Below are 24,348 nucleotides of genomic sequence, written 5' to 3' on the forward strand. Positions count from 1 at the left end.
AATATGGCCATGTTGGACAAAGAAAAGCGCTATTTATATGCAACGCAGTTCAAGTCATACAATTATTAAAAATAATTAAATTTTCATTGATTTCTGAATATTATAAGTTATAATCTAATATAATAGTAAGGCGTTTACTAATTTACACAATTTTACACAACTGAAAGAGAAATATGTAACCGATTACACATTTTGAATATAAGTTGTGTAGTTTTTTTTATTCAACATGTAACCGGTTACATGTTTGGGTGTAGCTAGTATATCTATTATAAGTGCAGTTATAGAGAGGTGAGTTCAATGGGAAGAGAAATTAAAATATTGTCTCCTTGCGGAATGCTAGGTTATGGATTTCCAGCTAGCTCTTTTTTAAATGGTATAAAAGAAGAACCACACGGAATAGTAGTTGACGCAGGATCTACTGATGCTGGTCCTCATAAGCTTGGCGCAGGAGTTTCAATTGTAAGCAGACGAGCTACTAAAAAAGATTTAGAAATCATCTTAACAAATGGAGTGCCCCGAAAAATTCCAATTATTATTGGATCTGCTGGCGGAGCAGGAGCACGTCAACATGTTGAATGGACCATTGATATTATAGAGGAAATTCTGAAAGAGAAGAATCTAAATGTGAAAATGGCTGTGATTTGGGCCGATATCTCTAGTGAAAGTGTTATTAAAGCAAACTTACAAGGGAAAGTGAATCCATTAAGTCCCAATATAAAACCATTAAACGAAAAAACTATTCAAGAAACAAATGGTATTGTGGCACAGATGGGGCATGAGCCAATACTTGAAGCATTAGAGCAAGGTGCAGACATTATTGTCTGTGGGAGAGCATACGATCCTTCACCTTTCGCTGCGATAGGAATCTTCCATAAAAAAGATCCGGGTTTATCATATCATCTTGGGAAAATACTAGAATGCGGAGCCCTATGTGCAGAACCAGGAACAACTAAAGATAGTATTTTAGGTATCATCAAAGATGATTCCTTTACGGTGAAATCACTTAATCCCATACGAACCTGTACTCAAATAAGTGTTGCAGCCCACACCTTTTATGAAAAAGAACATCCATTTATCCTCCACGGTCCAGGATTCACTTTGGATTTAAGTGAATGTGAATTTAAAGAGCTAGGTGAAGGCGAAGTACAGGTTTCAAACAGTAAATACATTCCAAGTGAAAAATATTTGATAAAACTTGAAGGAGCAAGAGAAGTTGCATATAGAACATTTGTCATGGCCGGTATAAGGGATCCGATTCTATTAGAAAACCTCGAAGAAATTGAAGAACGGGTAGAAGCACAGGTCCGTGAATATTATCAGGAAATTCCTCGCGAAGATTATAATATCAATTTCTATAACTATGGCATGAATGCTGTTCTAGGAAGTAAGGAGACGGAGATCTTTAGTGGTCATGAAGTCGGTGTTTTACTTGAAGTAATTGGGGAAAATCAGGAACTTGCGAATAGTATATGTTCAACAGCTAGATCTACTTTTCTCCATTTTGGACACGAGAAAAGAAAGTCTACAGCAGGTAATCTCGCGTTTCCTTTTGCGCCAAGTGATATAGAGTTTGGTCCGGTATATGAGTTTTCTGTTTATCATTTGATGGAAATTGATGATAATCCTTTCAATATCGAGTATAGATAGGAGGCTGAACGGATGGCAACTTTATTTGAAATGGCAAAGGTGTTAAGAAGTAAAAATTCAGGACCTTTTGAACTAACTTTGGATGTTCTTTTTGATAGTCTTGAAAAGTTTCAAAAGGTGAGGGATTCTGGGAAATTAACGGTTCAGACCATATGTAGTCTTTATAATATTTCGGAAAAAGAAGTTCGACACATAGTTTTCTTTGAACCGGCACTCGGTGTGAAAATCACTATTTTGCGGGATGTATCCTCTGGGTCGGTAGGGGACAGAGATGTTTATGGCGCTCAGCAGCATGCTCCATTAATGAACGTAATAATTGAATAGGATGTTAAAACATATGAAAAAAATTGCAGTGGTTGGCAGTATTAATATAGATTACTTCGTGGAAGCTAATGTTCTTCCTGAAAAAGGTGAAACGGTACTTGGAAATCAGTTTTTTATGTCTCTTGGTGGAAAAGGAGCAAACCAGGCAGTAGCTGCTTCTCGCCTTGGAGCAAAAGTGTCTTTCTTTGGATCGATCGGAAGTGATGAAAATAGCAATTATGTAAAAAAAATGTTGCAAAAAGAGAAAGTAGATATTGCTCATCTTAATGTTGCAAAAGACTCACATACTGGTGTTGCTTTTATAGAAATCTGCCAATCTGAAAACAGAATAGTGGTTATACCTGGGGCAAACAGAGAGACAAATATTTCATATATTGAAAGATTATTAGATGAAATTTTGGAGCATGACATCGTTGTCTTACAGTTAGAAACTCCCCTTGAGATGATAGAACACCTTGTTCCAAAGCTATTTGAAAAAGGAAAAACAATTCTTTTGAATCCAGCGCCGGCTCTCCAAATAAGAAAGGAGATTCTGGATAAGGTTACGTATCTTATTCCGAATGAGCATGAATACCAGATTGTCATGAATGAAAAGGGAACTATGGAAAAACTATTAAAAAAGTTTTCAAATAAACTACTAATCACTTGTGGAATTAACGGAGTTAAATTCTTTGATGGAAATACACTTGTTCAAGTACCTGCCCATAAAGTAGATGCAGTTGATACAACGGGGGCAGGAGATACTTTTTGTGGAGCTTTTGCGGTGGCATTATCGGAAGGAAAAGACTTAGTAGATTGCATTGAATTTGGTAATTTAGCTGCTGGTTTATCAGTAAAGAAAAAAGGTGCTCAGTCAGGGATGCCATTTAGAGAAGAAATTAATCTTTTTGTAAGAGGGGAGCTTTGATATGACAGGAAAGGGTGTATTCTATCGATTAAAAAAAGACTGGATCTTATATTTGATGCTTTTACCAGCCATCCTGTATTTTTCTGTCTTTAATGTAGTACCTCTAATCGGGATGAAGTTGGCTTTTCAGGATTATCGAATTATTGGGGATAACATCTGGGTTGGAATGAAACATTTTAACGTGTTATTTAGTTCTCCTGCGTTTATGGATGTATTAAAAAACACCGTAATAATTAGCACGATGAAAATGGTGTTCTTTTTCCCAATACCGATTATCCTCTCGTTGATGATAAATGAAGTCAGGAACGGTCCATATAGAAAGTATGTTCAATCTGTCATTTACTTACCACATTTCTTATCATGGGTTGTAATTGCTGGAGTATGGATAAGTTTGTTAAGTCCGGTAGACGGTGGAGTTAACGTTATTCGGAATTTCTTCCAGCTGCCTTCTCTTGATTTTATGACAAGTAAGGACCATATTCGTTGGGTTCTTGTCTTTTCTGAAATGTGGAGAAGCTCAGGTTGGGATTCAATCATCTATCTTGCTGCTATCATGAAAATTAGTCCCGCTTTGTATGAAGCTGCTCGTATTGACGGTGCCTCCACTTTACAACAAATGCGATATATTACTTTACCTGAACTAGCTAGTACTGTAATAACGGTATTTATTTTGAATCTAGGTTTCTTTATGAACGCTGGATTTGATCAGGTATTTAACTTAATTAATGACTCTGTAATCAGTGTTGTAGATATTATTGATACCTATGTATATCGTATTGGAATCCTGAATGGACAATATGCCTATGCAACAGCTGCAAGTTTATTCAAAGGTATTATTGGTGTGGTCTTGATACTAAGTACTCATTTTATTTCAAAAAGGTTTACAGGGAAGGGTGTATGGTAGGAAGTGAGTCATTTTAAAAAGCTTAACTGGACGAGAACTACTATCTATATAATCTTGTTTTCCCTGTCTCTCGCAGTATTATTTCCTATATTAAATCTATTAGCGATGTCTTTTTCTGACCCTCTTAAGGTACATGAATTAAAGGGGCTGGGTATTTTTCCTAAAGGGTTTTCACTCATAAATTATGAGGTGTTATTTTCAAATCCACTCATTATTAGAAGTATTTTAAACAGTATTTTCCTAACAATTGTAGGGACATCACTAAATTTGTTCCTAACAGCCATGACAGCATATGTCTTGGCAAAAACAGATTTTGTTGGGAAACGTTTTGTTATTATTTTTCTTATAGTGATTATGGTATTCGAACCTGGTTTAATTCCAGAATATTTACTAATTAAAGATCTTGGTTTGTTAGATACCTATTTTTCATTAATTTTATATAAGGCTATAAATGTATTTTACTTGTTTATATTAATGAGATTTTTTGAGGATGTACCTGACAGTATTCTTGAAGCAGCGAGAATTGACGGGGCTGGACATTTTAAAATTTTCACAAAAATCATGTTGCCTTTGTCGAAGTCAGGACTTGCCACTTTAGGCTTGTTCTATGGAGTGTATCACTGGAACGAGTATTTTAGAGCAACGATTTACCTAACTGATCCTAATAAATGGCCTTTGCAGGTTGTATTGAGGCAGTTCGTTATTGAGAGAGATAATACTTCACTTTTGGGTGCGCAAAACGTGCTCTCGTATGATCAAATTGCCGCCTTAGATTTCGGATCACTTCAAGCGGGAACGATTATCATATCGATAGTACCTTTGTTAATATTTTATCCTTTAATTCTGAAATACTACGCTAAAGGAGCACTTGAAGGAGGTGTTAAGGACTGAGTCAAGCCTTACTTCAAGTTTCAAGCCAAACAAAATTAAGGGGGAAATTAAATGAAGAAAATGTTAGCTTTATTAATTACTTTTGCTCTAATACTAGCTTTGACAACAGCTTGCACGAATGAAGCTTCTGAAAAGGAAACTGATGAAAATAGTAATGGTACAAAGACAATAAAAGTAGTCTACAAGGATGAAGGTCCATCTAACCCGGTAGCTAAGGCTTATTTCTCTAATTTAGAAAAGGCTTTAAAAGAAGACAAACAGTTGGACGTTAAGTTTGAACTTGTGGAAATGCCACAAGGTAATTATGCAGAGAAACTAAATTTGTTATTAATGAGTGGGGAAATACCTGATTTAATTTACTTCCAGGGTGGCGATCAGCAAATTGCTGAACAGGATTTATTAGAAGATCTAACTCCCTATATAGAAAAATCAGAGCATATTAAAAACATAATCCAACCTCATAATGAAGAAAGAATGAAAAATTACCCGTATTTACTATGGATAAAACCTCTTGATTCTAAGACACCTGTTATGAGGAAAGACTGGTTTGATAAAATGAATAGTTCAACAGAACTAATGGAGAACCCTTCAGTAGACAATTACTTTAAATTCTTCCAGGAACTCGTTGAAAGCCCACCAGGTGGAAGTGGGAAACCGGCAAATGCGGTTACAGTAGCAGGAGATATTACTGAACTAGATTTCATCTTCGAAATGGCATTTGGAATTAATCAGACTTGGATAAAGAATGGTGGAGATTATGAGTATTCAAAAGTCTCAGCACAAGAAAAAGAGAAACTAGCTTTTTATAATAAATTATACACTGCGGGATTATTAGATAATCAATATTTAACTAAGCAATGGGACACAAAAGAAAAGGCGTTCTATGATGGAGAGACTGGTGTCATTGTTGGAACAAACGGAAAAATCATTGATATTTATAACGGGAAAATGAAACAAGTAAATGGAGAAAGTGCAGAGGTTGTTGTTCTTCCTCCTGCTAAAGGTGATTTTCAAGGTTTTGCTCCAACGGATATTACAAAAGAATCACGAGGTCTTGCAATTTCTTCTCAATCGAAAAATAAAGAAACAGTATTTCAAGTTTTAGATTATTTAGCTAGTGCTGAAGGACAAATGCTCGATCGTCTCGGATTCGAAGGAGAACATTATGAAAGTACTGATTCAGGTATTAATCTGACAGAAAAATATTATAACGAATGGTATGCAAGATTCTGGGAGCCTGCTGAATTTGAACCAGAAAAACCATTACTGACACCTTTACTCAGTGAGCCTGCTGAACAATCAAGAGAATTAGCATACGAATTCTACAATACTGATAACAGCTTTATCATTCCTGTGGAATTAATATCAAAATGGGATGCAATGGAAAACCTATATAAAGAATTTTCGACAGACATAATTACCGGAAAACGTCCTATTGATGATTTTGATAAGTATGTTGAAGAGTGGTTAAAAGCAGGTGGTGATGAAGTAACTGAATATGCTAATAAAAACATTAAGTAGGGAGTTCAAAAAATGGTTTCTTTTCAGGAGCGAGTAAGAGGCGTCATTTTATCAATCGCATTTGGTGATGCAATAGGAGCAACAATCGAAAAATTAAGTTATCAAGAAATTAAAGCTCAATACGGTCGTGTGGAATCTTTAAAAACGAAGTGGTATAAAGCTGACGCGCCTCAGGAAATTACACTCGGGAAAAAAAGAGGAAATGGAATCGTTACCGATGACACTTTAATGACCACAGCCTTAATCAATGTTTATCTAACAGAGGAAAGGCATCTAGATGCCTACGATATGGGTAATGAATTTGTGAAAGAAATAGCTTACACAAAACGCTATATTCCAGAGTTTGATAAAGAAGCGATGATAATAGACCGCCTGTTCTATCCTGAAAAATATATCTTTATGCGACACGTATTGGCTAATTGTGAACCAAGGGAAGGCGGCCTCGGTAATATGATCAATTGTGGGGCCGCAATGTATATTGCGCCAATTGGAATTGTGAATGCCGGAAACCCTAGAGGTGCCTATGATGAAGCAATCTTGTTTGCGATGGGTCATCAAAGTAGCTATGGTTTAGAAGCGGCTGGTGTATTGGCCGCTTGTGTAGCTAAGGCTTTTGAACACGGTGTGACCATCGAAGAAATCATAGAAACAGCTATCCTGTTTGCTAAGGATGGAACTAAAATGGCGATAAAAGATTTGACTACAGCTGCAAAAGAATTGCGTGCCAGAAGTGCAGAAATGGATGAAGTTATTGAAGTTTTTCAAACCATCATTTCTAAATATTCACCAATGAAAGACGATGTTCATAGGAAGATAGAGAAACTTGGAATACCTTCAAACCACTATACGCCAAGTAGAATTTTTTCGATTGAGGAATTACCGATGGCTTTAGCGTTTATTGTTCTAAATGAAGGAGACTTTTATCCAACTATATACGATGGAATAAACTCTGGAAGAGATACAGACTCGATAGGTGTGATGGCTGGCGCAATTCTCGGAGCTATGCAAGGTGATATTGTTATTAAGAAAGAAGATATTCAGATTCTTGAAGAGACGAATCGTATGAATCTTATCCATTTATCAGAGAAATTCGCAGAATTGGCAAAAAGAATGATTAAAGATGACATATTTCTTAATGTAAAAAGAAACGAATTGTTTTAGCTCTAGGCTAAGAGAAACGGAAGTGATCGCTTGATACCTAATGATTATTTGGAAAAGGTTTATGCTGGATTTTTAGGAATGAATGTCGGCATAAGACTTGGAGCACCCGTAGAACCAACTGAGTGGACTGTCGAAAGAATCCAACGAGTCCATGGCGATGTCACCGGATATGTAAAAGACTATAAAACTTTTTCCGCCGATGATGATGCTAATGGTCCTGTATTCTTTATTAGGGCTCTTTATGACGATGCTCACAATCGAGATCTGCGACCTGAAGACGTAGGTAAGGCCTGGCTTAACTATTGCCGAGAAGGTATTGGCATGATTTGGTGGGGAGGCGAGGAGATTAGTACAGAGCATAGAGCTTTTCATAATCTTAAAAAAGGAATCCCTGCTCCTAGATCAGGATCAGTAGAAGAAAATGGAATTGTGTTAGCAGAGCAAATCGGTGGTCAAATCTTTATTGATAGCTGGGGTTTAATCCTTCCTAACAACATGGAAAAAGCTGCTCAATATGCAGAAGCGGCTGCAAGTGTATCACATGATAAAGAAGGACTCTTTGGTGCAAGATTCATGGCTGCTTGTATTTCTAAAGCATTTTCAGCGGAATCAATAGATGAAGTCATCACGGCTGGATTGTCTATGATACCTAAAGAATCAACATATGCCAAAGTCGTAAATGCAGTTAAAGAATTCCATCAACAATACCTGGATGATTTTAGGGCTTGTCGTGAATTTCTTGAAAAAGAATGGGGATATGATAGATACCCTGGAATTTGCCATATTATCCCCAATTCAGGGGTTTGTATTTTATCCCTCCTTTACGGCGCCGGAGATTTCGCAAGAACAATTGAAATTGCTACCATGTGTGGGTGGGATACAGACTGTAACGCAGGTAACGTAGGAACCATAACTGGAGTTCTTAGGGGTATTGAAGGTATTCCAGAACATTATAGGAAGCCAATAAATGATTTTATTGTTACCTCCAGTGTATCTGGGTACTTGAATAACCTTGATATTCCAACTTTTTCTACTGAATTAGCCATGGATTTAGAACCGATAATCCCTTTAAAGCATTTTTACGTCACAGCGAAACAGTTGGTGAAGGGTCATTGGAAGTGATTTTTGACAGAATGGTTGATGGAGACAAAAGTAAAATATTTTATAAACCATTCTATCGTCGAAATGATTTCAATGACGAAAAATATAAACCTACTTTTGCTCCAAACGCATACAGCGGTCAAACCGTTTCAATGGATATCTTCTTAAATAAGTGGCAGGGATCTGATATGTTCATAACTCCATATGTACGAAATACTTTTAATTCAAAGTGTATTACATTAGAGAAAATTGAATTAAAAAATCAGCAGTGGAATGAAATCCAGTTTGTAATCCCAGATACTAACGGAGCAATGATTGATGAGGTTGGATATATAATAGAAAGTCCTTCTATACTTACAAGCAGAGCAATTGGAGCTCTTTATCTAGATAACTTCCATATTTATGGTGACTCAGAATACAGCATTGATTTTGCAAAACAATTTGTTGAATTTAAAAGTGTAACCCCGTTTTCCCATAATAATGGAGAGTGGAACCTGTTGGAAAATAGTATGGAGTGTATATCTTTAGATAATTGCTCATGCTACACTGGGAATTATTACACAGAAAATGCAATGATTGAAGCAGAAATAGAGCCTCTAAAAGGGATAAGTCATAATCTTATCTTTAGAGCAAAGGGAATACAAATGCACTATTTAGCTGGCTTCGATGGCGAAGGTAAAGTATCACTTATTCTAAATAACTTTGGTTACGAACGTTTAGTTACAGTTCCATTTGCATGGAGATTAGCGAACAAATATGTATTTAAAATAGAATGTAATGGTAATCAAATTCGGTTTTCCATCGATGGACAGACTGTTATTAAGTATACTGATTCGCAGTTCTCTGAGGGGATGTTTGGATTTGGTTGTCTTGAAAAAGGCATAGCTAAAATTTCCTCTTTTAAAATCAAAGAATTGAATTAACAGTGCAAAGGTTTAGAAAAGGTCGGTTTTTCAACGATGCTTCTCTAAACCTTTTTTATAGTATGTAAGTGAATAATAGCTGATAGTGAGATGAGGAGTGAGAGGTCTAGTGAAAAAAAGCAGTATTACCATTAGAGATGTTGCAAAAGAAGCTGGTTTATCGATTGCTACCGTATCTCGATACATAAACAAAAAAGGGTACATAAGTGAAAAAGCTGAAAAGAAAATAAAAGAGGTCATGGATCAGCTAGATTATAAACCGAATGAAATTGCAAGAAGCCTCTCCAATAAAAAAACCAATACCATTGCTTTAATTATTCCGGATATAACTAATCCATTCTTTCCTGAACTTGTCGTTGCAATTGAGAAAATAGCAAAAGGTAAGGGTTATAGTTTGATTTTGATTAATACACAAGAAGAAAGTCTACATTCAAATGGGTTCTGGAGAGGTCTAGAAAGTCGATTTATAGATGGATTAATTTTAGCGGCTTTCGAATTTAATGAAAGTGTGTTAAAGGGAATGGAAAATATCAAACTTCCTTTTATTAAGGTTGACCGAGCGGCAGGCGATGATGCAGATAATTCAATCGGTATTGATAACCATCAGGGTGCTAAACTCGCCGTACAACATCTAATCGAGATGGGTTGTAAAAAAATTGCACATATTAGTGGACCTAACTCGTACCCATCTTCATTAGACAGGATGAAGGGTTACGTAAGTACCATGAAAGATTATCTTCCAAAGGAGGAAGTTATTATTTATGACGGAGACTTTTCTCTTGAAAGTGGAAAAAAATTAACAGAAGAACTCATGAGAGATCACGAAAATGTTGACGGAATCTTCCTTGCTAATGACTTGATGGCAATAGGTGCATTAAAAGCCTTAAAACAAATGAAAATAAAAGTTCCAGATGAAATAGCTATTATAGGATTCGATGGAATTAAACTAACTCAAATGGTTGAACCTGAAATTAGTACAATTGAACAGCCAATTTATGATTTAGGCGTCATCGCAACTACCCAACTGATCAACATGATTGAAAAAAAGAATGACAGTATAGGAAATATTAAACTTGATGTTCGACTAGTCAAAAGGGAATCAACTTTGGGTTATAAACCAAAGAATTAATGGTAAGAACCCCAATTTTTATGGGAAATCCAAGTCATTAAAATACATTTTTGGATCTAAGTGTCTTTATACCTTATTTAACTCCGAGGTGAAATAGTGATTAATCGGAAAAGAACTCGTAGTGAATCATTTGAAAAAAGAGCGGGGTTCTTGATAAGGGTTTCTTAGAATATTCTTAAACGACAAGATAAAAAGCCAACCGAATAAAAATGGGCATTGCAAAGACGTTTACATTACCGAATCGAAAGGGAGTGGAGCGATGGAATGGTCGTACTGGAAAGTGATTTTGAAATATGGCCATGTTGGACAACGAAAAGAAGTCAGTGTTGCACGCTATTTAACAATGCCAACCGAAAGCCTGCTGCTCGATGTCATGATGGAAGCCCAACACATGCCAGGAGTAAAAGCGAGAGGCATACTGTCTGCAAGACGCATTACACTCGATGAATACTTGATCGGTCATCGAGAAGAAGCTGAGAACTTGTATTTACAGAAATTGAAGGCATTTCATAAGATAACGAGTTGAGAAAATCAGCGTCATCAATACAAAAGCAGAATTAAAATTTTTATATGTAAAGACCACTGGTTAAATCAACCAAGTGGTCTTTTATTTTTGGGGAACTGAACGTTCGAGAAGACTTTTATCAAGCCTATCATTTGTGATTGAATTGAAAATAATATTTTACTTAGTTACTTATTCCATAAAACGACACTTTTCTCTATTCATGGAAGGAATTTCTTGAGATGAAGTCGAATGTAAATAAATGACTCTAATAAATATATTGGAAATTTTAAATGGAGGTAAACAAGTGAATTTCTCAAAAAATGTAGTTACAAATGAACGGGAAATTATAGAAACCCTACTTCAAAATCATACTCCTAGTGAACTGAAAAATTTAGCGAAAAAGAAACTTTATGTCTGTCCTTACTGTGATGAAAAACTGATTATTCGTTCTGGTGATATTCGTGGAACATATTTTGCGCACACCACTAACAATGCGTGTGAAAAGTCAGAACAAGTTGAACGAGCATTTCAAAAATATATTAAACAGAAACAGAGGGAATCATTTCGTCATCCAATTTTGGTAGGGATGATTAAAGACGAACTTTTAACAGCAAACAGTGGGTCAAAGGATATTATCATTGAAGAAGGTTATTTATCACCAGGTCTCACAAAATTCTTTCCAGATTTATATGTGAAGATTGGGCAAAGTAAGTGGGCGATAACTGTTATAACAAAAATCAACGAGTCAGAAGATATTCAGATCGCTAGCCAATTCAAAAAAAGGAAGAAACATTTTTTGGATAATGGTTATCAATCATTGTGGTTGATTGATCGTGCCAATTTTGCATTGGAAAAGAACCAAAATAGTATTGTTTTATGGGAAACAGAATGGCTAGCGTCAACTAGAAGTTCAGAGGATACTAAATGGGAAAGGTTACTTGAAAGCCTTGGTGAAAGAAATGAGGTTTTAGATGCATTTAGTTTTAGTGGAGATTCAAAAAGAAAAGGATGGCAAGTTCAGAGTGCTTATTATATTACAATTGATGATGAACGCACATATATTTCAGTTAATAGATATGTAGATGATCGTGTGCTAAAACCCTTTAGAGGATTTCTTATAGGGGAAGTATATCGTATATCTTTGGCCAAGGCATTACAGATTCAAACAGAAAACTTCCAATTGGCTGACTCTAAATTTGAGAATGAACTTCGAGAAGAATTTGCAAAAAAACATCAAACATTATTGATTATTAAAAAGCGCAAGTTGGAAGAAGAGCTAAGAAGAGAACTAGAAAGAATTAATAAATTAGACGAATCAGCTCCGTGGCCAGTAGGAAAGCCAAAAGAGAATCAAAGTGGATATGTTTTGGGTCGTTTACGCAAGAGAGAAAAGAAAGTGTTGTCAATAGATGAGGCAGAGGAACTGGAAAGGAAACGAGAAGAAGTGAGAAGATCTTTGTTTATAGGTAGTGAGGAAGAATATCAAAAATTTAAAAGAAACTTAGAAAACACCGGACGTAGCTGGGGGTGAATGTTTTTCAAGATATTAATATTTATGGATTTGAGGAGACTATATGAAGTTACAGAGTTTTTCGGTAGAAAATTATAAAATTTTTAAAGAAAATTTTACTTTGAACATTAATGAGAGTTCAATTGTGATATTAACTGGTAGAAATAATACGGGTAAGTCTACCCTATTAGAGGCGATAAATTGGTTCTTTAAAAAAGAAACAAAATCTAATACTATTCCAATAGATTGCTATACAGATGAGGGTAAAGAAATAATCTTTAGAGGAAAATTTGGTTTTGGTGAAGAATCATTTACATTTACAAAAAAATATTCTAATGGAAGTACTCCCAAATTTTTTGACGACCAGGGTATTGAGATAAAGGCATCTCATCAACTTAGAGCTAATTTGGATGTGATTTTATCTAATGATCCTTTTTATATTACTCCAGCCATGTCTATAGACGATTTGAATTCACAGGTCCAAAATATATATTCGGAAGCAACTAAAAATAAAATTCAGGAAATTGAAAATGCTACATTTGAGGATGAAGATGTTTCTGAAGAACATAAATTAAAAAAAGAATATGAAGAATTAAAACTATCAATCCCTAAGTTTGTTACATCTTTAAAGAAAACCCTAGATGAATCTTTAAGATTGGTAAGTGGCCAAGTTTCCGTGGCTTTGCAACGTTTATTTTCTAATGATTCAATATCACTTAAAATAAGTGGTGGAGAAAGTGGAGGCATTAGCTCAAGTGAAATTGTTAAATCAATGAAATCAAATTTATTTATAAATCAAGATGAAAGATCAGATATGCATTTATCTAACCAAGGTACTGGATTGCAAAGAATGACATTAATATATCTTATTCAGAATATGATTGATAATAATCTCATTGGTAATAGAGATGATAAAATGCTTTTAATAGATGAACCTGAAGCTTTTTTACATCCTGAAGCAGTTAGAGCTTTAAGCGATTCGTTGTATCAAATTGGCAGAGAGATGCCATTAATTATTTCAACTCACTCTCCTATATTAATAAATCTAGAAGAAAGACATACCTCTATTCAAATTTTTAGAGTAGGTCAATCAGATGCCATAGAACTATATAAATCAGATACAGAAAAATTTGACGATGATGATTTTAAGAATTTAAAAATTCTTAATTATGTAGATTCATATGTAAATGAATTTTTCTTTGCGGATAATATATTAATTGTTGAAGGAGATACAGAATATATTGCTTTTAATCAGTTAGTTAAAATGAATAAAGATAATCTCCATATTATTAGAGCTAAAGGTAAATCTACAGTAGCCACATTAATGAAAATTTTAAATCAATTCCAAACAAAATATACGGTATTACATGATTCTGATAACAATCCGGATTTTTCAATAAGTACATTAAGAGCCCAATTAACCAATTGTAAAAGCATTTTTGCAAATAGTATTAATGAAGATGTAAATATATACTCATCTGTTCATACTTTTGAAGTTGCATTAGGCTTAGGGAGTATATCGGGGAGTAACAAAACACGAAAAATTTATGAAATAATGAATGATGATTCAGTGGATACTGAAATAAGTCTGGCTAAAGAAAAAATCAAAAGTGTTTATAATGTCATTCTTTGCAATAACGAAGAGCGTACTCTACCAGATGGATTCCATAAAATCGAGACTATTGAAGATTATGAGAGACTGTTCAATCCAATGATAGAAGCGATGGTAGAACAAGCATAATGGTACCTATAAGTAGGTCTTGTTCCACATGATTTGGCCATTGTAGTACAAGTCATGAAACAGCATTTCGAAAAGACGAATTAACATATGAATGGCCTGAGGAATCATCTGCAAAGGGGGCCTTGGATGCAAATACACCGCAGGAATTGTCTATAGGAAAAAACGAGCTGTGACCATCTCGAGCTCGTTTTCTCGATGATCATATAATAGGATTTGCGATTAAAAGCCTAGACAAAAAGGAGGAAACTAAATGGAGTATGAATTATTTAAAGCATCATTATATGAAGGTTTAGAATTTCGAAAAGCTAAGGTTACGAGTGAAATCCTAAAAATAGAAAATGATGGAATTCGTTATTCTATTGGGAAAAACGGGAATTCTAAAAAAGTTACGTTTGAAGAATTTGAAGCTGCATTTAAAGAAATTGGGGTTAATGGGTGTATAACAAGAAATTGGTATAAACATACTTTCCCCGTTCAGGCAAAGGTGGCTAGTTGTAATTTCACAACAATTGGGGGACTTCTGCAACATATTTCTTATGTGAGTTATAGCACTGGAGTATATACCGAAATTGAAAGCATTACTAACAAGTAATCAATTTTTCGATTGTAATAAATTCTGGTTTTTAGTCTTCAGTTATATTATGTTCAAAGAATAGAAAAAGGAGTCTTTTTCTGCACTTACATTTGAACATTGTAACCAGTTTATAATTGTCTGTTTTACACAACATGAACTTATTAATTGATTGCAGTGGAAGACGGCGACTCCAGCGGGAATAGCATGAGCGGAAGACCCCACAGGCGAGCTTGCTCGTCGAGGAGGCTGACGCCATGCCCGCGGAAAGCGTCCGTCTGAAACGAAAATCAACCTCTACTAAATAAAAAAGGGAACTGCCCTTAGTCATATTTTATGACTTTTAGGACAGCTCTTTCTTTTCATCTCATCTATAGCTTAGATTGACAATAAAGTCACTTGTAATTAATTCTTCATTTCATCTTTTCTATTTCTTGAAGCATGAAGTCATGATTCATTGCACCAGGCGCAATAAATTGTATTCGACCAGATGAATCAATCATATAAGAAGTAGGGTATGCCTGTACTTCATAGGTAGTTGACACAACTGATTTTACATCCATCAGTATCGGAAACGTCAAACCGAAATCTTTTACAAACTCAGTGACATCTTTCTCACTTTTTTCTGACTCTATTATATTGACCGCCAAAATCTCTACATCGACGTCCGTCTCTTCATATAGTTTTTGCATGTCTGGCATTTCTGCTCTGCATGGCGGGCACCAAGTAGCCCAAAAGTTTATAAAGACGCGTTGCCCTCTATAATCAGATAAACGAACAGTTTTACCCTCCAAAGTTGTCACTTCAAAATCGGGTGCTAGATCGCCTATTGCAAGTCCTGTCTCCTCAGAACCTTCAGCCTCATCAATCTTTGTATCTTCTTGGTTAGCTGTCTTTTCTTTTGAATTTATAAGATCAAAAACAGTCCAACTGACCATTAACGTTATAACCACAATAAGAATTGTTTTCTTCATTGATAATAACCCCCATACTTATCCTAGTTTTGATAACCAAGTATCTTCGATTAATTTAAGTAGAAATCCTGAAATAATCGGCATCAGGCCTAAAAACAACACAAGACCCATAATAATCATAATGACGCCGCCCACTTTCATAATCACTTCGCTTCGGCGAACAATCCATTTCGTTGATCCGAGGAAAAACGTTAATATAAGGAACGGCAAAGCAAAACCAATTACGTACATCACGGTGTAAAGAAGGCCTTGGGCGGGATTGCTTGCAGCCAATAGTAAGATGGACCCGAAAATCGGTCCGATACAAGGGGTCCAGCCCGCAGCAAAGCCGAGTCCAATAAAGAATGTCCCTATATATCCAGCAGGTCTTTTTGAAAATTGGAAACGTCTTTCCTTCATTAAATTTGTAATATTAATCCAACCTGCAATAAAGAAGCCCATTATCACGATAAAAATCCCAGCAATGCGCTGGATAAATAAACCTGAATCACCAATTAATAAGGTTTGAAGCCATTCTCCTAAAAAAGAAGCGCTGGCTCCCAGACTAATGAAAACCAACGAAACTCCTGATAAAAAGACGATTGAATGGCTCAATAATTTCTTGCGGATTTCAGAGCTTTGATTTCCATGCAATTCTTTTACACTGATTCCTGTTATGTAGGACAGGTACGCCGGAAAAATAGGCAGTACGCAAGGTGATAGAAAGGAGAGAGCCCCTGCACCGACAGCCAGCAACATTCCGACAATTAAGACTGTATCTGTTTCAATTCCGCTCAATATAACCACTCTTTCTTTGATTTAATATGAGATGAGTAAAATTCACTGCAAAAAACAATCCTACAAACCAAGGTGTCACCATATACCCAAATACCGTAACAAAAGGCTGGATCGTCATAAGTATATATATTCCTAAAGACCATCCGATTAACAAAGCGCTTATTAAGGTATGGCTTCCTAGACGTCCTTGGGCGGTTAGGAATAGGATGAGAAGAATCGCCAGTAAAATCATATAGCCAAACGAAAACGGATTGTCATACCAAGCAAACTCCATAAATTCATACAAAAATGAAGCGATTAAAAACACAAAAATAAAAGACTGGATAAACAACAACACATTCATTTGACCCCGTTTAGACTTATAAAAAAGTAGTAATGAGCTGAATAAAACAGCTAGATAAAACGCACTCGAATCGGCGGGATATGCCAATATAGCCAATGGATCACTGATAAATACAGGGAAATTCAAGATGATTTTTCCCATCCAAATAAAAAGCACGAAATTAATAAGTTGCGAAGTTATTTCTTCTATATGTCTTTTCCTCTGCAATTTAGGCAAATCACTCATTATGTAAAAAGATAGGATTCCTCCAAATATACTAGCAATAGGAATGAAAATTGATATGAATTTAGTGCTCTCCACCATTGATGATGTTCCCCGTTTCAATGTCTTTCGTGATTAATAAAATATACCGATAGTTTGAAGAAATAGGTCAACGGACATCACTATTGACTGTGGACGTCTTGACTATGAAAGTTACATCAATCGTTTCAATGACAGACTGAATCATTCCACAATTTTTGACGACTAAATCAGCTATCTTCACTGCATTTTGTTCGCTTAAGGGTTGGTCTGATTGGACATAGGCAGTTATAGAAAGTTGCTCAATTCGGTTGGCATGATCCGGATTTCTAACAGATGAGACGTCCATCTTTATCCTTTTGTGCTCAACTCTTTTCTTTTTCAAAATATTTCCGAGCAAAGTTCCACTGCATCCGATTAAAGAAGAGACAAAAAGCTCATAGGGACGATAACCAATTGTGTCGTTAGGAGAAATAGGTAGCGACCCGAAACCTAAATCGCCAACAATTTTTTCATTTTCGATAGTAAATTTCATTTTGAATTAAACCCCTTTCAAAATGAGTATGAACATGGTTTGTTAAGATTTGATTAAGACAATCACTCTTCCACATTATTGAGTCAAAGGTTGGAAAGGGAAGTCCATCCAAAAAGTATGATGAGTGCCATCTGTATCTAGACCGATATCGCCTTTATGTGCAGTGATAATGCTTTGGCTAATGGCAAGCCCAAGACCGGCACCGTTGGACTTAGTGCTTCTTGATTCTTCCAGACGATAAAAACGTTCAAAGATCATGGCCTTTTTATCAGAATCAATAAATTGACCAGAATGAGTGAAGGTTATGATATATCTATTATTTTTTATCTCACCATTAATCTTCAAGGATGTTCCCGTATTGTAATCAAGGATGTTTTGAAGCACGTTAGTAAAGACTTGCATAAGACCATCCCTATTGCCCAGTATCTCAGCATCCTCAATATTAACGTCCATATCCGTGATTTGATTCTGTAGTTTTAATTGAAAGGCTGTTAATGACTCTGACAGCACATTGTTAATTGCTACTTGATCAAATTGTTTTTCTGAAAAATAAAGTCCGTTATTCCAATAATTTAATTCTGTAATAAGCTCAACAATTCTTGTGATTCGGCGGGATTCTTCCAACAGTGAACCAAATAATTCAGGGTTCCCATCAATTACTTTGTTTTGCAGTGCTTCTAGATAACCGTTTATATTGGTCAATGGCGTCCGAAGCTCGTGTGCAATATCCTTCAGCATTTCTTCCCGTTGTTCTTGAACGGAAGAGAGCGTTTCTGACATTGAATTGAAGTTTTCAATTAGTCCCTTTAATTCTCCTGTAGCAGAACTTTCAATTTTGGAAGGTGTTTTGCCTTCTTTGATTTCTTTTGCAGCAATCGATAACTGCTTAATGGGACCAACAATTTTTTTAACTGTAAAATAATGAAACAATCCTGCAATAATAAATGTCACAATGCTGACTTTCCAAAGGAATCCATTTAATGTATCAACAAATTCCTGTCCAGTGACTTGTTGAGAATTGACCAAATAGCAGGCATAATCCGTCACAGACAAAGCAGCAAGGAGAATGACGAGCAGGATAACGAGGCTATTCAACGCCACCAGTCTTAACAATAGGTTGGATACCTTTCTAAAGACCCACAAATTTATACCCCATTCCTCTCACAGTCTGAATATAATCTTTGGGTGTCTTTTCACCAATCTTTCCTCTCAAATGCTTGATATGAACATCAATGGTTCGGTCGGATACAGATTTTTCATTATTTTCATAAATAATATTTAAGATTTGTTCCCTGGATAAAACCTGACTGGGATGTTGCATAAATGTATGGAGCAGCTTAAATTCGAAGTGGGTTAATTCAAGCTTTTCTCCATTTATCCATGCTTCGCCTTTTGCCGGTTTAATCGTAAATCCTGTAAAACTTAACTTTCCGCAACGGCTTGCCGTTCTTCTTAACACAGCTTCGATTCTAACCATCAATTCAGCAGGGCTGAAAGGCTTGGTAACATAGTCATCAGCCCCTAATTTGAAGCCTTCTATTTTATTTTTTTCAGTAGCTTTTGCCGTAAGCATGATAATAGGCATCATATTTTTCAAATCTTCACGCACCCATCTGCAGATCTCTTCACCGCTAATTCCAGGTAACATGAGATCAAGGATCAAAATACATGGATCGAACTGTTGAATTTTTTCCTTTGCTTCAGCTCCATTACTAGCTTCAATGACCTCATAACCGTCCTTGATTAAATAAATCTTAATGAGATTCCGGATTTTTGGATCATCTTCTACAATTAATACAGATTTGCCAATGAGATTCGTTTGATTCAAGTTTTTCACCTTTTCTACATTTGAAATATTCTTATGTTCTTCATTAATAATTATTTAAGCAATCCTGCCATCTACAAAGATATTACTTAATCCAATAATAAACCCAATGGACCTCATCTATAGCGTTGTACGATTGACTAGCATTTTAGATTTTTCCATCTTACCGCCAGTTAAATGAGTGATATAGGTAGTAACTGAGGGAAAAGACAGCATCCCCCTGCTAAAAAATAGCCTAATGTCATTCATAACAACATTCCTTTACCATCCATTATGAATGGGGTTTGTTAATGTTTGATTAAGAAAAACCATTTTTGATTAATTGTTTCAATTCCAATGAATACTGTTGTTCCTTCAGAGATCTAGTAATTAAAGTCCCAGTTAAATTATACAAAAAAGTCGTTAAAGCATAATTGCTTTGACGACTTTTCTTATTGTCCAAAAGGAATACCGAACCATATGGAAATAGCAATTGTACAGTAGTTTGGCATATATACAGGTAATTCCTGTTCCTCTTGATTTGGACACTATCGCACTTCATTTCTATCTACTAGAAAAGAAGCAGCGATTTCCCTCAAACTATCAACCTCATAGAAAAATGTACTTGCGGCAACCCTGAACATTAGTGGCTAACGTTCTTTTTTGTTTATATATATTGATTATTGTTAACAATGAATGTAAGAGATTTGTCATTTCTAGTTTTGCTTTTTTAACTTATAAAACGCGAAACTTAATTGTCTTTTACGTTGAGGTATAGGGGAACAAACAAAGGATACCTCTGGATTTCTTTAAACAGGAGACGGTGAGTACAGTGAAAAAGTGGTTTCAAAAGAAAAAAAGTGAATCAAAAGAATCGGCAAAAGAATCTACAAAGGAATCAAATGAAAATCTTTCTGAAATCATGAGTCGATTAAACAAATCCAGTGATTTTATTAGCTATTCCAATGACCATTCTTCGAGTACTTTATCTATTTCATATTTTAAATCATTGATTGACGTAGAAATATTGCATCGTGATATTCTTGCTCACATCAACGACAAACCAGTACGAACGTATGAAGAGTTAAAGGCGTCTATTCCGGTTGAAAATATTATGATTACAAGTGAGATTGATAAAATTGAAAAATTGATATTAACCGGATTTGTCATGATTCAATTGAATGAAAAGGATAATATGTGCGCATTAGTCCGGGCAGAATTGCGAATTGGCCGGGCTATTTCAATCCCTGAAGTGGAATATAGCGTGATTGGACCAAAAGAATCATTTGTAGAATCTTTAGATAGCAATCTTAATCTGATACGTAAACGACTGCCTATATCTGATTTGCAAACGAAAGAGATAATGGTTGGCACTCTTACGAAAACGAGAGTGGCAGTTCTTTATATTGAAAAAATTGCAGATGAAGAAAATGTGAATACCGTCATTCAGCGACTTAACGATATTGAATTTGATCAGATCATAGATAGCTCCTATATTGCACAGATAATTTCGGATAACCAGAATTCGCCGTTTCCACAGCTGTTGGATACGGAACGGCCGGACCGGGTGGCTGCTGTATTAGCGGAAGGAAAAGTGGTGATTCTTGTAAACGGCTCTCCTCAAGCATTGATAGGACCAACCACACTGGTCGAATTTTTTTCTGCTTTTGAAGATTATTATTTATCATGGCATATTGCATCGATTTTCCGTATTATACGGCTGTTTGCGGTTGCCTTTTCTATTTTCTCAACCCCGATTTACGTTGCTGTCGTCACCTATCACTATGAATTAATTCAAAAGAGTTAATGGTTACGCTTGTCGCGTCAAGAAGTAATGTGCCATTTCCACCAATACTAGAAGTAATATTTTTGGAAATGGCCATTGAGCTGTTACGTGAAGCTGGGGCAAGATTACCCACAAAAATTGGACAAACAATCGGTATTGTTGGGGGTATTGTAATTGGAACAGCGGCAGTTGAAGCTGCACTGGTGAGTAATGTTTTGCTTATTATCGTAGCTCTGGCAGCACTCGCTTCGTTTACCACTCCCATATATAAGATGAACAATTCGATTCGATTGATTCGTTTTCCTTTTCTCTTATTTGCCCAGTTATGGGGATTAGTCGGCGTAGTTCTCTGCTTTTGCTTTTTGCTTGTTCACTTAGTTCGGCTAACATCATTAGGCAGGCCATTTTTAGAACCAATTTACCCGCCGCGTTGGGCCGATATGCAAGATGCACTTATACGTTTGCCATTTTCATCCCAATCGAAAAGACCTAGTTTGTTGCGGACAAAAGATTCGAAACGTTTTAATAAAAAACAAGCGAACGAAAAGAAAGATATCGATGAATAAAATTTGGATGGTTAGAAGGAGGTGGGAAAATGCCAACAGCGATTAAAGAACGATTTCTTGTATCGCCTTTTCTTGTTTTTTTTCTTGTTCATACCATTCAAATAGGAATTGGAGTACTGGGGTTCCAGAGATACATCGCCAAATCTGCAGGTTATGACGCCTGGATCGCTGTATTAGCTTTTGGGCTTATAGTCAATCTCCTGATTTGGATGATTTATAGCATAATGAAAAAGGGGAAGGGAGATATCACGGTCATTCATAGGGATCTATTCGGAAAATGGATAGGTGGCCTGTTTAGTTTATTTTTTCTCGTGTACTTATTATTTTTTGCGATTACCGTCCTCCGCACATTTATTGAGGTTATTCAGGTTTGGATGTTTCCGGATTTAAAAGTGTGGTCATTTAGCCTGTTGTTTCTGTTACTTACCTATTACGTGGTTTCCGGGGGATTTCGAACCGTAGCAGGTGTGAGCTTTTTTGGAGTAATTTTGCCCTTATACTTGCTGTTAACCATATGGTTTCCGTTAGAGTTTGCAGATTTTAGAAATTTATTACCAATCTTTGACCATAGCATAAAAGAAATCGCCATCTCGACGAAAGCATCAGCACTAAGCTTTCTAGGATTTGAAACACTGTTTATTTTTTACCCCTTTATCAAACAGCCGGAAAAATCTCAAAAATGGGCCCATTTCGGGGCACTTTTCACGACATTTTTTTATCTTTTGGTAACGGTCGTATCGTTTGCTTATTACAGTGAAAAACAGCTAGAAGGGACCGTCTGGGCAACATTAAGTATGTGGAAAATTGTGGAGATGCCATTCGTCGAGCGATTCGAATATATTGGGATTGCAACCTATGCGCTGGTCATATTGCCCAACATCTGTCTTGCAATATGGTCTTCCAGCAGAGGGGTTAAGCAGTTATTTGGCGTCACGCAGCATACGGCCTTAATTGTATTGCTTGTCATTACTTTTGTCGTGAATTGTTTGCTGACAGATCGGAGTAGTGTTGACATGTTAAATACAAACGTATCTAAAATAGGCTTTTACTTCATTTTTCTTTATATACCATTTTTATATTTTATCTCCCATATCCATCATAAAGTGAGGGGGAAAGGATGATAAAGCCGTTTATCATTCTGTTGTTATTTATTTCATCTATACTTACAGGTTGTGTAAGAACAAAAATATTGGATGACCTTCACTTAGACTCTGCTATAGGATACGATTATGTTGACAAAGACCTTATTCAGGCGACAGTTGTGGTCCCCATCTATAATCCTGATAAGTCCATTTCGAGTGAAACGTTTACGGAAACTTCTTCGCTTAGTAAAGAAATTCTCGTCAAAATAGATACAAAATCTCCGAAATCTGTAGAAACTGGGAAGCTGGAATTGGTTCTCTTCAGCAGCGAACTTGCCGGTCAAGGAATCTTTGAACTTGTGGATAATTTCCAACGTGATCCAAATGTAACGACAAATCTCTCGTTGGCTGTTGTAGATGGTGAAGTAAAAGAGCTGTTAACCACACAATTTAAGAACGAGGACACCGGGAGGTATGTTTCCGAAATCATCGAGCAAAACACGAATCTGGGATTGATACCAAAGAAGGATCTTCACCAATATATGTTTGATTATTATTCAACAGGAAAAGATCCATATTTACCTTTACTGAAATTGGAGAATGACCAAGTGGAGGTTAGCGGTATCGCATTGTTTGATAAGGATAAATTGGTGGGTCAAATCGATTTCAGTGAATTGTTTGTGTTTACTGTGTTAGCTGAAACCTCGAAAAATGGTTCTTACAAGGTTCAAAATGACACCTTTGTCCGAAACCTTGGATCAAAAAGAAAATTTATAGTCAGTAACAATAAAACAAATCCAGAAATCACAATAAATATTCAAATTGATGGAATCATCAGGCAACACTCCGGTGAAAAAATTCAACAGAAAAAATTGTATGAAAAAATCGAAAAACAAATGGAACAAGATATAAAGGAAGAAGCAGAAATAATGATTAAAAAGTTACAAGCGTTAAAGGTTGATCCGCTTGGGCTTGGAGAACAGGTCCGAAGTCGGACAAGGAATTGGGACGAGAAAAAGTGGTACGATATGTACCCAACTATTAATGTGAAGGTAAAAGTGGATGTCAAAATTACGGAGTCAGGAGTGGTTGAGTAATGAACATTATCTTCAACATTGGATGAAGCCAGTCTAATTGTGAAGACAGATGCTATCTATTAAGCATTCTCGAAGGTGTCTACTGTATGACTAATTCCAATAGTAGATTATCCATAATTGAACCGTTTCCAGAGATGAGGTACCCTCACTTTCATAAAAGCTGCGGCTGAAATAGCATCTTCAGCCGCAGCTTTTATTTGCAGAGATTTGATTCGACAATAATTTCCCAGGAAATATCTATTTTTTCGACATGATTTGCAGAACAAACCATCGTTATCTCATCATGCAGTCAGTTTTGGATTCTTAAAA

The 24,348-nt window shown here is 35.9% G+C and carries 22 protein-coding genes and 1 pseudogene; 17 read left to right on the forward strand and 6 right to left on the reverse strand.

Features of this window, described 5'->3' with window-relative positions; genetic code table 11:
- Positions 1-297 precede the first annotated feature (297 nt).
- The 14 genes from ACFPYN_RS14860 to ACFPYN_RS14925 all read left to right on the forward strand — a co-directional run bounded on the left by ACFPYN_RS14860 (position 298) and on the right by ACFPYN_RS14925 (position 14,856).
- Positions 298-1,647, forward strand: a complete 1,350-nt coding sequence (locus ACFPYN_RS14860; protein WP_377735251.1) for an acyclic terpene utilization AtuA family protein — start codon at positions 298-300, stop codon at positions 1,645-1,647.
- Positions 1,648-1,659: 12 nt separating this feature from the next.
- Positions 1,660-1,971, forward strand: coding sequence for a DUF4387 domain-containing protein (locus tag ACFPYN_RS14865; RefSeq protein ID WP_377735252.1), 312 nt, complete (start codon positions 1,660-1,662; stop codon positions 1,969-1,971).
- A gap of 13 nt (positions 1,972-1,984) precedes the next feature.
- The gene (gene rbsK, locus ACFPYN_RS14870) at positions 1,985-2,878 is read left to right on the forward strand and encodes a ribokinase (RefSeq protein ID WP_377735253.1); all 894 of its coding nucleotides are present in this window, start codon (positions 1,985-1,987) and stop codon (positions 2,876-2,878) included.
- A 1-nt stretch (position 2,879) separates the two neighbouring features.
- Entirely contained in the window at positions 2,880-3,782 is a 903-nt protein-coding gene (locus ACFPYN_RS14875) for an ABC transporter permease (RefSeq protein ID WP_377735255.1), read from the forward strand.
- 3 nt (positions 3,783-3,785) lie between these two features.
- Positions 3,786-4,673 (forward strand): carbohydrate ABC transporter permease, encoded by an 888-nt coding sequence (locus ACFPYN_RS14880; RefSeq protein ID WP_377735256.1) that lies wholly within the window; start codon positions 3,786-3,788, stop codon positions 4,671-4,673.
- 51 nt (positions 4,674-4,724) lie between these two features.
- Complete coding sequence (locus ACFPYN_RS14885) at positions 4,725-6,194, forward strand: extracellular solute-binding protein (RefSeq protein WP_377735257.1); 1,470 nt, start codon at positions 4,725-4,727, stop codon at positions 6,192-6,194.
- Between the two features lie 12 nt (positions 6,195-6,206).
- Positions 6,207-7,355: an ADP-ribosylglycohydrolase family protein gene (locus ACFPYN_RS14890; RefSeq protein ID WP_377735258.1), complete on the forward strand. Its 1,149-nt coding sequence runs from the start codon at positions 6,207-6,209 to the stop codon at positions 7,353-7,355.
- 30 nt (positions 7,356-7,385) lie between these two features.
- Entirely contained in the window at positions 7,386-8,477 is a 1,092-nt protein-coding gene (locus ACFPYN_RS14895; protein ID WP_377735259.1) for an ADP-ribosylglycohydrolase family protein, read from the forward strand.
- Positions 8,468-9,379: a hypothetical protein gene (locus ACFPYN_RS14900; RefSeq protein ID WP_377735261.1), complete on the forward strand. Its 912-nt coding sequence runs from the start codon at positions 8,468-8,470 to the stop codon at positions 9,377-9,379. Before ACFPYN_RS14895 ends, ACFPYN_RS14900 begins: the two co-directional genes overlap by 10 nt.
- A gap of 109 nt (positions 9,380-9,488) precedes the next feature.
- Positions 9,489-10,508 (forward strand): LacI family DNA-binding transcriptional regulator, encoded by a 1,020-nt coding sequence (locus ACFPYN_RS14905; RefSeq protein ID WP_377735262.1) that lies wholly within the window; start codon positions 9,489-9,491, stop codon positions 10,506-10,508.
- A 259-nt stretch (positions 10,509-10,767) separates the two neighbouring features.
- Positions 10,768-11,034, forward strand: coding sequence for a hypothetical protein (locus ACFPYN_RS14910; RefSeq protein WP_377735263.1), 267 nt, complete (start codon positions 10,768-10,770; stop codon positions 11,032-11,034).
- A 283-nt stretch (positions 11,035-11,317) separates the two neighbouring features.
- Positions 11,318-12,544 (forward strand): competence protein CoiA family protein, encoded by a 1,227-nt coding sequence (locus ACFPYN_RS14915; protein WP_377735264.1) that lies wholly within the window; start codon positions 11,318-11,320, stop codon positions 12,542-12,544.
- 43 nt (positions 12,545-12,587) lie between these two features.
- The gene (locus ACFPYN_RS14920) at positions 12,588-14,264 is read left to right on the forward strand and encodes an ATP-dependent nuclease (protein WP_377735265.1); all 1,677 of its coding nucleotides are present in this window, start codon (positions 12,588-12,590) and stop codon (positions 14,262-14,264) included.
- Between the two features lie 250 nt (positions 14,265-14,514).
- Complete coding sequence (locus tag ACFPYN_RS14925) at positions 14,515-14,856, forward strand: hypothetical protein (protein WP_377735266.1); 342 nt, start codon at positions 14,515-14,517, stop codon at positions 14,854-14,856.
- A 392-nt stretch (positions 14,857-15,248) separates the two neighbouring features.
- Here the strand turns inward: ACFPYN_RS14925 and ACFPYN_RS14930 are convergent, their stop codons facing one another.
- From ACFPYN_RS14930 to ACFPYN_RS14955, 6 genes are all read right to left on the reverse strand, one after another.
- On the reverse strand, positions 15,249-15,809 hold the full coding sequence (locus ACFPYN_RS14930) for a redoxin domain-containing protein (RefSeq protein WP_377735267.1): 561 nt from the start codon (positions 15,807-15,809) through the stop codon (positions 15,249-15,251).
- An 18-nt stretch (positions 15,810-15,827) separates the two neighbouring features.
- The gene (locus tag ACFPYN_RS14935; protein ID WP_377735268.1) at positions 15,828-16,586 is read right to left on the reverse strand and encodes a cytochrome c biogenesis CcdA family protein; all 759 of its coding nucleotides are present in this window, start codon (positions 16,584-16,586) and stop codon (positions 15,828-15,830) included.
- Positions 16,573-17,055: a hypothetical protein gene (locus tag ACFPYN_RS14940; RefSeq protein ID WP_377735269.1), complete on the reverse strand. Its 483-nt coding sequence runs from the start codon at positions 17,053-17,055 to the stop codon at positions 16,573-16,575. The genes ACFPYN_RS14935 and ACFPYN_RS14940 overlap by 14 nt, the downstream gene beginning before the upstream one ends.
- 244 nt (positions 17,056-17,299) lie before the next feature.
- Positions 17,300-17,704, reverse strand: coding sequence for an OsmC family protein (locus tag ACFPYN_RS14945; protein WP_377735270.1), 405 nt, complete (start codon positions 17,702-17,704; stop codon positions 17,300-17,302).
- A gap of 75 nt (positions 17,705-17,779) precedes the next feature.
- Positions 17,780-18,847, reverse strand: coding sequence for an ATP-binding protein (locus ACFPYN_RS14950; RefSeq protein WP_377735272.1), 1,068 nt, complete (start codon positions 18,845-18,847; stop codon positions 17,780-17,782).
- Positions 18,834-19,532, reverse strand: a complete 699-nt coding sequence (locus tag ACFPYN_RS14955; RefSeq protein ID WP_377735273.1) for a response regulator transcription factor — start codon at positions 19,530-19,532, stop codon at positions 18,834-18,836. Before ACFPYN_RS14955 ends, ACFPYN_RS14950 begins: the two co-directional genes overlap by 14 nt.
- An 808-nt stretch (positions 19,533-20,340) precedes the next feature.
- Here ACFPYN_RS14955 and ACFPYN_RS14960 point away from each other — a divergent pair.
- From ACFPYN_RS14960 to ACFPYN_RS14970, 3 genes and pseudogenes are all read left to right on the forward strand, one after another.
- A pseudogene (locus ACFPYN_RS14960) lies at positions 20,341-21,860 on the forward strand (spore germination protein).
- 29 nt (positions 21,861-21,889) lie between these two features.
- The gene (locus ACFPYN_RS14965) at positions 21,890-22,981 is read left to right on the forward strand and encodes a GerAB/ArcD/ProY family transporter (RefSeq protein ID WP_377735274.1); all 1,092 of its coding nucleotides are present in this window, start codon (positions 21,890-21,892) and stop codon (positions 22,979-22,981) included.
- Entirely contained in the window at positions 22,978-24,039 is a 1,062-nt protein-coding gene (locus ACFPYN_RS14970; protein ID WP_377735276.1) for a Ger(x)C family spore germination protein, read from the forward strand. The genes ACFPYN_RS14965 and ACFPYN_RS14970 overlap by 4 nt, the downstream gene beginning before the upstream one ends.
- The last annotated feature ends 309 nt before the right edge of the window (positions 24,040-24,348 follow it).

This window comes from Paenisporosarcina macmurdoensis (genome assembly GCF_042658845.1).
GTDB classification, from domain to species: Bacteria; Bacillota; Bacilli; order Bacillales_A; family Planococcaceae; genus Paenisporosarcina; species Paenisporosarcina macmurdoensis.

Coding starts and splice junctions, on each gene's coding strand:
- ACFPYN_RS14860 (WP_377735251.1), top strand. CDS start 298: ATGGGAAGAGAAATTAAAATATTGTCTCCTTGCGGAATGCTAGGTTAT.
- ACFPYN_RS14865 (WP_377735252.1), top strand. CDS start 1,660: ATGGCAACTTTATTTGAAATGGCAAAGGTGTTAAGAAGTAAAAATTCA.
- rbsK (WP_377735253.1), top strand. CDS start 1,985: ATGAAAAAAATTGCAGTGGTTGGCAGTATTAATATAGATTACTTCGTG.
- ACFPYN_RS14875 (WP_377735255.1), top strand. CDS start 2,880: ATGACAGGAAAGGGTGTATTCTATCGATTAAAAAAAGACTGGATCTTA.
- ACFPYN_RS14885 (WP_377735257.1), top strand. CDS start 4,725: ATGAAGAAAATGTTAGCTTTATTAATTACTTTTGCTCTAATACTAGCT.
- ACFPYN_RS14890 (WP_377735258.1), top strand. CDS start 6,207: ATGGTTTCTTTTCAGGAGCGAGTAAGAGGCGTCATTTTATCAATCGCA.
- ACFPYN_RS14910 (WP_377735263.1), top strand. CDS start 10,768: ATGGAATGGTCGTACTGGAAAGTGATTTTGAAATATGGCCATGTTGGA.
- ACFPYN_RS14920 (WP_377735265.1), top strand. CDS start 12,588: ATGAAGTTACAGAGTTTTTCGGTAGAAAATTATAAAATTTTTAAAGAA.
- ACFPYN_RS14925 (WP_377735266.1), top strand. CDS start 14,515: ATGGAGTATGAATTATTTAAAGCATCATTATATGAAGGTTTAGAATTT.
- ACFPYN_RS14930 (WP_377735267.1), bottom strand. CDS start 15,809: ATGAAGAAAACAATTCTTATTGTGGTTATAACGTTAATGGTCAGTTGG.
- ACFPYN_RS14945 (WP_377735270.1), bottom strand. CDS start 17,704: ATGAAATTTACTATCGAAAATGAAAAAATTGTTGGCGATTTAGGTTTC.
- ACFPYN_RS14965 (WP_377735274.1), top strand. CDS start 21,890: ATGCCAACAGCGATTAAAGAACGATTTCTTGTATCGCCTTTTCTTGTT.
- ACFPYN_RS14970 (WP_377735276.1), top strand. CDS start 22,978: ATGATAAAGCCGTTTATCATTCTGTTGTTATTTATTTCATCTATACTT.